This window comes from Klebsiella pneumoniae (assembly GCF_000742135.1).
In the GTDB taxonomy this organism is placed as follows: domain Bacteria; phylum Pseudomonadota; class Gammaproteobacteria; order Enterobacterales; family Enterobacteriaceae; genus Klebsiella; species Klebsiella pneumoniae.
The window spans coordinates 4,810,751-4,822,747 of the sequence record NZ_KN046818.1; the positions used below are offsets into that span (position 1 = coordinate 4,810,751).

11 protein-coding genes are annotated in these 11,997 nt (G+C 59.6%); 8 read left to right on the forward strand and 3 right to left on the reverse strand.

Going from position 1 to position 11,997, the window contains the following annotated elements; genetic code table 11:
* Window positions 1–74: 74 nt before the first annotated feature.
* Window positions 75–902 carry an IclR family transcriptional regulator YiaJ gene (gene yiaJ, locus DR88_RS03255; RefSeq protein WP_021440873.1) on the reverse strand — a complete coding sequence of 276 codons (828 nt, stop codon included), beginning with the start codon at window positions 900–902 and terminating at the stop codon, window positions 75–77.
* A gap of 216 nt (window positions 903–1,118) precedes the next feature.
* Between yiaJ and yiaK the strand changes: the two genes are divergently transcribed.
* The 8 genes from yiaK (at window position 1,119) to araD (ending at window position 8,690) form a co-directional block, all read left to right on the forward strand.
* The gene (gene yiaK, locus DR88_RS03250) at window positions 1,119–2,117 is read left to right on the forward strand and encodes a 3-dehydro-L-gulonate 2-dehydrogenase (protein ID WP_004150165.1); all 999 of its coding nucleotides are present in this window, start codon (window positions 1,119–1,121) and stop codon (window positions 2,115–2,117) included.
* An 11-nt stretch (window positions 2,118–2,128) separates the two neighbouring features.
* Window positions 2,129–2,593 (forward strand): YhcH/YjgK/YiaL family protein, encoded by a 465-nt coding sequence (locus DR88_RS03245; protein ID WP_004889290.1) that lies wholly within the window; start codon window positions 2,129–2,131, stop codon window positions 2,591–2,593.
* Window positions 2,594–2,617: 24 nt separating this feature from the next.
* Window positions 2,618–3,547: a DUF4862 family protein gene (locus tag DR88_RS03240; protein ID WP_004150167.1), complete on the forward strand. Its 930-nt coding sequence runs from the start codon at window positions 2,618–2,620 to the stop codon at window positions 3,545–3,547.
* Between the two features lie 35 nt (window positions 3,548–3,582).
* Window positions 3,583–4,902, forward strand: a complete 1,320-nt coding sequence (locus tag DR88_RS03235) for an MFS transporter (protein WP_004150168.1) — start codon at window positions 3,583–3,585, stop codon at window positions 4,900–4,902.
* Between the two features lie 78 nt (window positions 4,903–4,980).
* Entirely contained in the window at window positions 4,981–6,486 is a 1,506-nt protein-coding gene (locus tag DR88_RS03230) for an FGGY-family carbohydrate kinase (RefSeq protein ID WP_004150169.1), read from the forward strand.
* Window positions 6,483–7,145 (forward strand): 3-keto-L-gulonate-6-phosphate decarboxylase UlaD, encoded by a 663-nt coding sequence (gene ulaD, locus DR88_RS03225; protein ID WP_004889285.1) that lies wholly within the window; start codon window positions 6,483–6,485, stop codon window positions 7,143–7,145. The genes DR88_RS03230 and ulaD overlap by 4 nt, the downstream gene beginning before the upstream one ends.
* Window positions 7,138–7,998, forward strand: a complete 861-nt coding sequence (locus DR88_RS03220) for an L-ribulose-5-phosphate 3-epimerase (protein ID WP_004889283.1) — start codon at window positions 7,138–7,140, stop codon at window positions 7,996–7,998. The genes ulaD and DR88_RS03220 overlap by 8 nt, the downstream gene beginning before the upstream one ends.
* Complete coding sequence (gene araD, locus DR88_RS03215; protein ID WP_021440878.1) at window positions 7,992–8,690, forward strand: L-ribulose-5-phosphate 4-epimerase; 699 nt, start codon at window positions 7,992–7,994, stop codon at window positions 8,688–8,690. The genes DR88_RS03220 and araD overlap by 7 nt, the downstream gene beginning before the upstream one ends.
* Window positions 8,691–8,747: 57 nt before the next feature.
* On the opposite strand, the gene selB is transcribed toward araD, so the two are convergent.
* Together selB and selA are read right to left on the reverse strand one after the other, a co-directional pair.
* Window positions 8,748–10,589 carry a selenocysteine-specific translation elongation factor gene (gene selB / locus DR88_RS03210; RefSeq protein ID WP_002922367.1) on the reverse strand — a complete coding sequence of 614 codons (1,842 nt, stop codon included), beginning with the start codon at window positions 10,587–10,589 and terminating at the stop codon, window positions 8,748–8,750.
* Window positions 10,586–11,974, reverse strand: coding sequence for an L-seryl-tRNA(Sec) selenium transferase (gene selA, locus DR88_RS03205; protein ID WP_004186109.1), 1,389 nt, complete (start codon window positions 11,972–11,974; stop codon window positions 10,586–10,588). The genes selB and selA overlap by 4 nt, the downstream gene beginning before the upstream one ends.
* Window positions 11,975–11,997 lie beyond the last annotated feature (23 nt).

The following is an 11,997-nucleotide window of genomic DNA, read 5'->3' on the forward strand; positions in this document are numbered from 1 at the left end:
GAATATCCCCTGCCCGCGCTTTGATCCTGAATGGAATCAGCGCTGTTTTTTGTCAGATGGCCGGCAGGATGTGGTCATTTGCCTGACGCTTCACGCACCGTGAAACCCAGCTCACGCGAAATTGCTTCGGCGGTCTCACGTAGTGGTTTTAACAAGTTCTTTTCGCCTATCTGCTTGAGGCGCGACGTCGACAGAGAAATAGAAATGGCGTAGGGCACGCGCTGGTGAATATCGAAAACCGGCACCGCCAGACAGGACACCCCCAGCTCATTCTCTTCCCGGTCCATGGCCATGTTCCGTTCACGGATCTGCGCCAGCTCATCATGCATGGCTGGCAAGCCGGTGATGGTGTTGCGGGTCAGCGGCTGAATAATATCCTGGTGAGTGTTCCAGTAATGCTCCACATAGTCAGGATGGCCGAACGCCATGTAAATCTTCCCCATCGCGGAGCAATAGAGCGGCATATGCTGGCCAATATAAGCGCGGGTACGCAGCATGCCGGTGGTCGGCTCAAGCTTGTAAATCAGGATCGCATGATCGTCTTCCCGGCTGGAAAAGTTCACCGTTTCGCCCGTCGCCAGGTTAAGCGCTTCAAGATGGGGAGCCGCCACATGGATGATATTCAGCGAGGAGAGCGCTTTCTGGCCAACGGCGATGAACTTGGTGGTGAGCCGATAGCTACCCGCCGCCGGCGCTGGTGTGACATACCCACAGGACTGCAAACCCTGCAGCAATCGATGGACGGTACTTTTATTGAGCCCCGCCAGCTCTGACAGATGCGCCAGCGGGCAACCGTTTGGATAGTTGCTCAGGATTTCAATCAACATCAGTCCACGGAACAGGCTCTGACTTCCCGCCGGCCTCTCTTTGTCTTGCCCTGTCTCGCTCTCTTTCATCACCATCGCTTCCGCTCCCCTTTCGTTGCGCTCTGATGGTAGCGCAAAGTGTGTGTCAGTTCACGATCTGAGATCAAAAAACATAATTCATTGATTTTTATTGTTTTTAAAAAATAGCCCTCCCGTTGATCTGGCCAATTTAGATCGTTATATTTGAAATCAGATTTCGCATTGTGAAATTTAACGATAAAAAAGCGATCAGAACTCACCAGGAAAACACGTATGAAAGTAACTTTTTCGCAGTTAAAAGAGGCCTTCAATCAGGTACTGCTTAAACGCGGCGTGGCGGCAGAAACCGCCGAGGCCTGCGCGGACATGTTCGCCCGCACCACGGAATCCGGCGTCTATTCACACGGCGTGAACCGCTTTCCCCGCTTTATTCAGCAACTGGACAATGGCGATATCATCCCTGAAGCCAAACCACAGCGGATTACCAGCCTCGGCGCGATTGAGCAGTGGGACGCCCAGCGCTCCATCGGCAATCTGACGGCGAAAAAGATGATGGACCGGGCCATTGAGCTGGCATCCGATCACGGCATTGGGCTGGTGGCGCTGCGTAACGCCAACCACTGGATGCGCGGGGGCAGCTACGGCTGGCAGGCAGCGGAAAAAGGCTACATTGGCATCTGCTGGACCAACTCCATCGCGGTGATGCCGCCGTGGGGCGCCAAAGAGTGCCGCATCGGCACCAACCCGCTGATCGTCGCCATCCCGTCCACGCCGATCACCATGGTGGATATGTCGATGTCGATGTTCTCCTACGGCATGCTGGAGGTGAACCGCCTGGCGGGTCGGCAGCTCCCCGTCGACGGGGGATTCGACGATGAAGGCAATCTGACCAAAGAACCGGGCGTGATTGAGAAAAATCGCCGCATTTTACCTATGGGCTACTGGAAAGGATCCGGCCTGTCGATCGTGCTGGATATGATTGCCACCCTGCTTTCCAATGGATCTTCTGTGGCCGAAGTGACCCAGGAAAACAGCGATGAATATGGTGTTTCGCAGATTTTCGTCGCCATTGAGGTCGATAAGCTCATCGACGGTGCGACCCGCGATGCCAAGCTGCAGCGGATTATGGATTTCATCACCAGCGCCGAACGGGCCGATGAAAACGTGGCCATCCGTTTACCGGGACATGAATTTACCCGCCTGCTGGAAGAGAATCGTCGCAACGGCATCACCGTTGATGACAGCGTCTGGGCGAAAATTCAGGCGCTGTAAGGAGATATATCATGATCTTTGGCCATATCGCGCAGCCCAATCCGTGTCGGTTGCCTGCGGCAATTGAGCGAGCGCTCGACTTCCTGCGCAGCACCGATTTCAGCAAACTGGCCCCCGGCGTAGTGGAGATCGACGGCAAAAACATCTTCGCGCAGATTATCGACTTAACCACTCGCGAAGTTGCCGAAAATCGCCCGGAAGTACATCGCCGCTATCTGGATATTCAGTTTCTGGCCTGGGGTGAGGAGAAAATAGGTTTCGCTATTGATAACGGTAATAACACCATCAGCGAATCGCTATTAGCGCAGCGCGATATTATTTTCTATCACGGATGCGAAAATGAATCTTTTCTTGAAATGATCCCGGGAAGCTATGTCATATTTTTCCCGCAGGATGTTCATCGCCCGGGATGCCATAAATCGGTCGCCACGCCGATCAGGAAAATCGTGGTTAAAGTGGCGATTGACGCTTTATAAAAGCATTATTTTCAGGAGCACATTATGAAAAATAATACCGGTTATATTATCGGTGCGTATCCCTGTGCACCCTCTTTTCACCAAAAAAGTGAAGACGAAGAAAAAGCATTCTGGCGACAACTGGCTGATACCCCGGATATTCGCGGGCTGGAGCAACCCTGCCTTGAACATCTCCATCCACTGGGCGACGAGTGGTTAATGCGCCATACCCCAGCAGACTGGCAGATTGTCGTCACGGCAATTATGGAAACCATGCGCCGCCGCGGGGGTAACGGCGGCTTTGGCCTGGCATCGAGCGATGAGGAACAGCGTAAAGCCTGCGTGGCCTACTACCGCCACCTTTACCAGAAAATTAATGCGATCAATGCGGCAAATGCCGGAAAAATCGTGGCGCTGGAACTCCATGCCGCGCCCTGCGCCAGCAACCCTAACGTCGCCCAGGCTACCGATGCCTTTGCCCGTTCACTGAAGGAGGTGGCCAGCTGGGACTGGTCGTGCAGTCTGGTGCTGGAACATTGCGATGCCATGACCGGCCCCGCGCCGCGCAAAGGATTTCTGCCTTTAGAGAATGTGCTGGAAACGCTTGCCGGTTATGAGATCAGCGTTGCCATAAACTGGGCCCGCTCCGCGATTGAAGGCCAGGACACCACTCTGCCGTTGACCCATACCCGGCAGGCCAGCCAGGCCGGTAAGCTTGGCGCGTTAATGTTTTCCGGCACCACGCTCAATGGCGAATATGGCGAATGGCAGGATTTACACGCGCCCTTCTCTCCGTTCTGTGCGCAAAGTTTAATGACCCACACGCATGTGCGGGAATTATTAGCCTGCGCGGGCAGCGACGCCCTGCAATTTCTGGGTATTAAATTACTGGAAATTAACCCGGATGCGGACGTCAATCACCGCATAGCGATATTACGCGACGGCATCGCTGCCTTAAATAAAGCACAACAATAATAAAAAAAGAACACTTACTCTACGAGACTATAAATATGAATATGACCTCTAGACCAGGACTAAATGAAGTCCCACGTCAGCGTTGGCTGCGAATTATTCCACCCATTCTGATCGCCTGTATTATCTCTTATATGGACCGCGTCAATATTGCTTTTGCAATGCCGGGCGGTATGGATGCTGAACTCGGTATTTCCGCCACCATGGCGGGACTGGCCGGCGGCATTTTCTTTATTGGTTATCTGTTCTTACAGGTTCCCGGCGGCAAGATTGCCGTTCACGGTAGCGGCAAGATGTTTATTGGCTGGTCGCTGGTCGCCTGGGCGGTGATCTCCGTCCTGACGGGATTAATCACCAACCAGTATCAGCTGCTGGTGCTGCGCTTCCTGCTGGGGGTGGCGGAAGGTGGGATGCTCCCGGTAGTGCTAACCATGATCAGCAACTGGTTCCCGGACGCCGAACGCGGGCGCGCTAACGCCATTGTCATTATGTTTGTCCCTATCGCCGGGATCATCACGGCTCCGCTTTCCGGCTGGATCATCACCGTTCTCGACTGGCGCTGGCTGTTTATTATTGAAGGGTTACTCTCGGTGGTTGTCCTGCTGCTGTGGACCTATGCCGTTTATGACCGCCCACAGGAAGCGCGCTGGATCTCCGATGCCGAAAAGAATTATCTGGTGGAAACGCTGGCCGCCGAGCAAAGGGCCATTGCCGGCACCGAGGTGAAAAACGCCTCTCTCGGCGCGGTGCTTTCCGATAAAACCATGTGGCAGCTTATCGCACTGAACTTCTTCTATCAGACCGGGATTTACGGTTACACCCTGTGGCTGCCCACCATCCTCAAAGAACTGACTCACAGCAGCATGGGCCAGGTTGGGGTGCTCGCCATTCTGCCCTACGTTGGCGCCATTGCCGGCATGTTCCTGTTCTCTTCTCTCTCGGATCGTACCGGCAAACGCAAGCTGTTTTTCTGCCTGCCACTGATTGGTTTTGCCCTGTGCATGTTCCTGTCGGTGGCTCTGAAGAGCCAGATCTGGCTGGCCTACGCCGCGCTGGTCGGCTGCGGATTCTTCCTGCAATCGGCGGCGGGCGTGTTCTGGACCATTCCGGCACGGCTGTTCAGCGCCGAAATGGCCGGCGGCGCGCGCGGGGTCATCAACGCCCTCGGCAATCTTGGCGGTTTCTGCGGCCCCTATGCGGTGGGCGTCCTGATCACCCTCTACAGCAAAGACGCGGGGGTGTATTGCCTGGCTATCTCCCTGGCGCTGGCCGCGCTGATGGCCCTGCTGCTGCCGGCGAAATGCGATGCCGGCGCCACGCCCGTCAATACGATGAATCCGCGGAAGCACGCCGCGTAATACCGCGCCTGGCCTGTGGGGCATTCTCCCACAGGCCAGATAAGCGCAGCGCCATCCGGCAACATTGAGAGATGAAAAATGAGTGAGAAAGCACGCTTCTGGCTGGGCATTGATTGCGGCGGAACGTATCTGAAAGCGGGATTATATGACGCGCAAGGCCGTGAACATGGCATTAACCGGCAATCGCTGCAGACGCTATCGCCCTTGCCGGGTTACGCCGAACGCGACATGGACCAGCTCTGGCAACAATGCGCCGCCACCATCGCCGGCCTGTTACAACGTACCGGTATCCACGGCGAACAAATTAAAGGCGTGGGCATCTCCGCGCAGGGTAAGGGGCTGTTCCTGCTAGATAAACAGGATCGCCCGCTGGGCCATGCCATGCTCTCTTCCGACCGTCGGGCGCTGGCGATCGTCCAGCGCTGGCAACAGGACGGGATCCCGGAAAAACTCTATCCCGTCACCCGCCAGACCCTGTGGACCGGTCACCCGGCTTCACTGCTGCGCTGGGTGAAAGAAAATGAACCGCAGCGCTACGCGCAAATTGGCTGCGTGATGATGGGCCATGACTATCTGCGCTGGTGTTTGACCGGCGTGAAAGGGTGCGAAGAGAGCAACATCTCTGAATCCAATCTCTACAACATGACTAGCGGCCAGTACGATCCACGCCTGACGCAATGGCTGGGGATCGGCGAAATTGACAGTGCGCTGCCGCCTGTCGTCGGTTCAGCAGAAAAAGGCGGGGAGATCACCCCTCAGGCAGCCGCCATCACCGGTCTGGCGGCGGGTACCCCCGTCGTCGGCGGCTTGTTTGATGTGGTCTCCACCGCACTCTGCGCCGGTATTGAAGATGAATTCACACTCAACGCGGTGATGGGCACCTGGGCCGTCACCAGCGGGATCACCCATGGCCTGCGCGACCATGAAGCGCACCCTTACGTCTACGGCCGTTACGTTAACGACGGGCAGTACATCGTTCACGAAGCCAGCCCCACCTCGTCGGGCAACCTCGAATGGTTCACTGCCCAGTGGGGTGAACTCTCTTTTGACGAGATCAATCAGGCCGTCGCCAGCCTGCCGAAGGCCGGTAGCGGCCTCTTTTTTCTGCCATTTCTCTACGGCAGCAACGCCGGACTGGAGATGACCTGCGGCTTCTACGGTATGCAGGCGCTCCACACTCGCGCGCACCTGCTGCAGGCGATTTATGAGGGCGTCGTTTTCAGCCACATGACCCACCTCAACCGCATGCGCGAACGCTTTACCCGCGTGCAGGCCCTGCGCGTCACCGGCGGCCCGGCGCACTCTGACGTCTGGATGCAGATGCTGGCGGACGTCAGCGGCCTGCGCGTCGAGCTGCCGCAGGTTGAAGAGACCGGCTGCTTTGGCGCCGCGCTCGCCGCCCGGGTCGGCACTGGCGTCTATTGCGATTTCAACGACGCCTGCCGCCACCTTCAGCATCCGGTGCGCACGCTGCTGCCCGACATGGCCGCCCACGCGCGCTACCAGCACAAATATCACCATTACCAGAATCTGATTGAAGCACTACAGGGCTACCACGCCCGCATTAAGGAGCATGCATTATGAGCCGACCATTACTGCAACTGGCGCTCGACCACACCAGCCTGGAAGCCGCCAGCCGCGATGTCGCCCTGCTACAGGACCACGTCGATATCGTTGAAGCCGGTACCATCCTCTGCTTAACCGAAGGCCTGAGCGCGGTGAAAGCTCTGCGCGCCCAGTGCCCGGATAAACTCATCGTCGCCGACTGGAAGGTTGCCGATGCGGGGGAAACGCTGGCCCAGCAGGCCTTTGCCGCCGGCGCTAACTGGATGACCATCATCTGCGCCGCGCCGCTCGCCACCGTTGAGAAGGGCCACGCCGTCGCGCAGGCCTGCGGCGGCGAAATTCAGATCGAGCTGTTCGGTAACTGGACGCTGGATGACGCCCGCGCCTGGTACCGCACCGGCGTCCGTCAGGCGATTTACCATCGCGGCCGCGACGCTCAGGCCAGCGGACAACAGTGGAGTGACGCCGATCTGGCGCGGATGAAAGCGCTCTCTGATATCGGCCTTCAGCTGTCGATTACCGGCGGCATCACCCCGGCCGATCTGCCCTTGTTCAAAGATATTCAGGTGAAAGCGTTTATTGCCGGACGCGCGCTGGCCGGAGCACCGCAACCGGCGCAGGTCGCTGCGGCTTTCCATGCGCAGATCGATGCTATCTGGGGAGATAAGCATGCGTAACCATCCGTTAGGGATCTATGAGAAGGCGCTGGCGAAAGATCTCAGCTGGCCGGAGCGGCTGGTGCTGGCGAAAAGCTGCGGCTTTGATTTCGTCGAGATGTCGGTGGATGAGACCGACGAGCGGCTGTCGCGTCTCGACTGGAGCCCGGCGCAGCGCGCCTCGCTGGTCACCGCCATGCTGGAAACCGGGGTGGCGATCCCGTCGATGTGCCTCTCTGCCCATCGCCGTTTCCCGTTTGGCAGCCGCGATGCGGCCGTGCGCCAGCGGGCGCGGGAGATCATGAGCAAAGCTATCCATCTGGCGCGCGATCTCGGCATCCGCACCATCCAGCTGGCAGGGTACGACGTCTATTATGAAGCGCATGATGAAGGTACCCAACAGCGCTTCGCCGAAGGGCTGGCATGGGCGGTGGAACAGGCCGCGGCGGCGCAGGTGATGCTGGCGGTGGAGATCATGGATACCGCTTTTATGAACTCCATCAGCAAATGGAAAAAGTGGGATGAGATGCTCGCCTCGCCGTGGTTCTCGGTCTACCCGGACGTGGGCAACCTTAGCGCCTGGGGGAACGACGTCACCGCCGAGCTGAAGCTGGGTATCGATCGCATCGCCGCCATTCATTTAAAAGATACCCAGCCGGTCACCGCGCAAAGCCCAGGTCAGTTCCGCGACGTACCGTTTGGCGAAGGCTGTGTGGATTTTGTCGGCATCTTCAAAACGCTGCATGAGCTGAACTATCGCGGCGCATTCCTGATTGAGATGTGGACGGAAAAAGCCAAAGAGCCGGTACTGGAAATTATCGAGGCCCGACGCTGGATAGAAGCGCGGATGCAGGAAGGAGGATTTGCATGTTAGAACAGTTAAAAGCCGAGGTGCTGGCGGCCAACCTGGCGCTCCCGGCGCACCAGCTGGTGACGTTTACCTGGGGCAACGTCAGCGCGGTTGATGAAACGCGCACGCTGATGGTGATTAAACCTTCCGGCGTGGAATACGACGTGATGACCGCCGAGGATATGGTCGTGGTCGAGATCGCCAGCGGCAAGGTGGTGGCCGGCGGCAAAAAACCGTCATCAGATACCCCGACCCATCTGGCGCTTTACCGCCGCTATCCGCAGATCGGCGGGATCGTGCATACCCACTCCCGCCACGCCACGATCTGGTCGCAGGCGGGTCTCGATCTGCCCGCCTGGGGCACCACCCACGCCGACTACTTCTATGGCGCGATCCCCTGTACCCGCCTGATGACCGAAGAGGAAATTAACGGGGAATATGAGTATCAGACTGGCGAAGTGATTATTCAGACCTTTGAAGAACGGCGCCTCGATCCGGCGCAAATCCCGGCGGTACTTGTCCATTCACACGGTCCGTTCGCCTGGGGAAAAGACGCCGCCGACGCCGTACATAACGCCGTGGTGCTGGAGGAGTGCGCGTATATGGGGCTGTTCTCACGCCAGCTCTCGCCTCAGCTGCCGGAGATGCAGTCGGTATTGCTGGATAAACACTATCTGCGCAAGCACGGCGCCAACGCCTATTACGGACAAGGCTGACATTCTGTTCCCCGGCAGGCCGCCATGCGCTGCCCGCCGGGGAACAGGCGATCATGATTACCGGAACAATGCCTTATCGCGCAGGATATGATCGTTACCGCGACGGCGGGTGAAGCCAATCCGATCGAAATACTCCAGGATCTGGATCGCCAGCTTCCGCCCTACGTTTAAGGTATCGCGGAAATCCGCCGCGCAGGTTGAACCGCGCAGCCGATCCAGCTCGCGCACCCGCTGGGCGAACTGCACAATGCGATCGTTGCGGTAGTAACGATCCTTGACGATCGCGGTAATCATCCCCTGCTGCGCCGCCTGGCGCAGCACCGCGCGCATCAGTGACTCTTCAACATGGACTTCGCGCGCAAGATCGCGCACCCACCACGGATCGTCGCCGAACAGAGTCTCCACCTTATGCCAGACCGCCTGCTGCTCGTCGGTAAACCCGGCTTTATGCTCCGGCAAATGCAGCCAGCCGTGATGGCTGTGGACTAAGCCGCTCTCGCGCATCTGCTCAATCAGCAGCAGCACCAGCGCTTCATCTTCCATCGGCAGCGCGATGCGGCGCAGGCGCTCCCGGCCAGGGCCCGGCTCGTCTCGATGCTGCTCATGGTAGCGCGCAAGGGCATCCAGCAATTTTCGCTGCCAGCGGGCGGCAAGCGGCGCGCTAAGCAGGCGCTGTCCGGCCTGCAGATAGTCCGGTCGCTGGATCAGGGCCGCCATTCCGGCTTCGCTGAGCTGCCGCGCCCAGGCGAAGTGCTCAAGCCGGACGGCATCCCGCTGCAGATGTAACTCCAGCGCCTGCGCATCGTCAGCGCCGACCGCTGCCAGGGCGTGCAGCCACTGCAGATATTCCGGTTTACGTTTGCCGCGACGCGGAGGATCCAGCGTCACCACCCGTGCGCCCGCCAGCGTCAAGCGAGCAGAGATATCGCGGAGCACCAGCCGGTCGTTATCCGCCAGCCACAGCGGAGTATCCAGCACCAGCTCCGCCAGGTTGCCCTCAAGAAGCGACACCCGGCCGGTAATGTGGCTGGCAGCATGGTGAATATGCAGCGGCTGCCACTGGCTGAGCGGCGTATGGCACTGCAGCTCGACAATCACCCGTTCTGCTGGCTCCGGCGGTGGTGAGGAGAGCAGCCAGTCGCCGCGGTGCACTGCCTCTTTTTGCGCATCGCCGACAATATTCAGCGCAATGCGCTGCCCGGCGTGCGCCTGCTCAACCGCTTGATTCTGGGCATGCAGGCCGCGGACGCGCATCGGCGTGTTGACGCCGGTAAGCCATAGGGTATCCCCGACCCGTACTTCGCCGGAGAGCGCCGTCCCGGTGACCACCAGCCCCGCGCCTTTGACGGTAAAAGCGCGATCCAGCGCCAGGCGAAACCGCTGCTGCTGCGGGCGGGGGCGCTCCGCAAGCTGCAGCAGATGGCTGCGCAGTTCCGCAATACCGATGTTTTCCGCCGCCGCGGTGGGAAAGAAAGCGACGGCGTCAAAGCCCAGCTCGCCCAGGGTCTGCTCGACCTCAGCCTGAACCTCCGCCACCCTGGCGGCCGCCACGCGGTCCGTTTTGGTCAGCGCCACGGTCAGCGTCGGCTTTCCGGTCAACTGCAGGATCGCCAGGTGTTCGCGGGTTTGCGCCATCACCCCGTCATCGCAGGCCACCACCAGCAGCGCATGGTCAATACCCCCCACCCCCGCCAGCATGTTGGACAAAAACTTTTCGTGCCCGGGAACGTCAATAAATCCCAGCACCCGCCCGTCCGGCTGCGGCCAGTAGGCATAGCCGAGATCGATCGTCATTCCCCGCGCTTTCTCTTCCGGCAAACGATCGGCATTCACGCCGGTTATCGCCTGCAGCAGCGTCGTTTTGCCGTGGTCAACATGTCCAGCGGTGGCAATAATCATCGTAACAACATCTCCATAAAGCGGGTTTCATCTTCCAGACAGCGCAGGTCCAGCCAGAGCCGACCGTCATAAATGCGGCCAATCACCGGACACGGCAGCGCGCGCCAGCGGGCCGCCAGCGCCTCCAGCCGGCTACCGCGGCCGTCATGCGGGGTAAAGGTCAACGCCGCGCTGGGCAGGCGGTCGACGGGTAACGAGCCGCTGCCAATCTGCGACTGGCAGGCTGCCACGCTGACGGCAAAATCAGCATAGTGTGCCGCCAGGTCAGGCTGCAGGCGTTCAGCCAGCCGGCGGATCTCCTCCGCCGGACGGGTGAGCAGGCGCAGCGTCGGCAATTTCTCCCTCAGCGCCTCCGGGTGCTGATAGAGGCGCAGCGTAGCCTCCAGCGCCGCGAGGGTCATTTTATCGGCGCGCAGGGCCCGCTTCAGCGGATGGCTTTGCAGCTGGGCAATCAGCGCGCGTTTGCCGACGATAATCCCGGCCTGCGGGCCACCGAGCAGCTTGTCGCCGGAGAAACTGACCAGGCTCACCCCGGCGGCGATCATCTCCTGCGGCATCGGCTCCTTCGGCAGGCCATACTGGCTGAGATCCACCAGCGACCCGCTGCCCAGGTCGGCCACCACCGGGACGTCCAGTTCGCGGCCAATGGCCGCCAGCTCCGCTTCGTCGACGGCTTTGGTAAAGCCTTCAATGCTGTAGTTGCTGGTGTGAACCTTCATCAGCAGCGCGGTATTGTCATTCACCGCCTGGCGATAATCTTTGGCATGGGTGCGGTTGGTGGTACCCACTTCGTGCAGCTGGCAACCCGCCTGGCGCATCACGTCGGGGATGCGAAATGCCCCGCCGATCTCCACCAGTTCGCCGCGAGAGACCACCACTTCGCGACCGCTGGCGGTGGCCGCCAGCATCAGCAGAACGGCCGCCGCGTTGTTGTTCACGATACAGGCGTCTTCCGCGCCGGTGATCTGGCACAGCAGATCGGCAATGGCGCGATCGCGATGGCCGCGCCCGGCGTCGTCGAGATCATATTCGAGCGTCACCGGCGCGCGCATCGCGCTGGCGACCGCCTCCACGGCCGACTCCGCCTGAATGGCGCGCCCCAGATTGGTATGCAATACCGTACCGGTGAGATTAAACACCGGACGCAGGGCGCTCCGCTGGCCGGCGGTGAGCCGCTGCTCACAGGCGTGCTGCCAGTCATGGCTCCAGTCAGGGAGCGTCTGCCGTTGGCTAATCTGTTCCCGCGCCTCATCCAGCATCTGGCGCAGCTGCGCCACCACCTGCGAATGGCCGTGCTGCGCCAGCAGGGGAGAAAAAGCGGGGTCGCGTAGTAAGCGGTCAATGGCCGGAAGCCGGGTATAAAGCGCACGAATTTCGGTAGTCATGAATGGGCCTGGCGGTAAGTTAT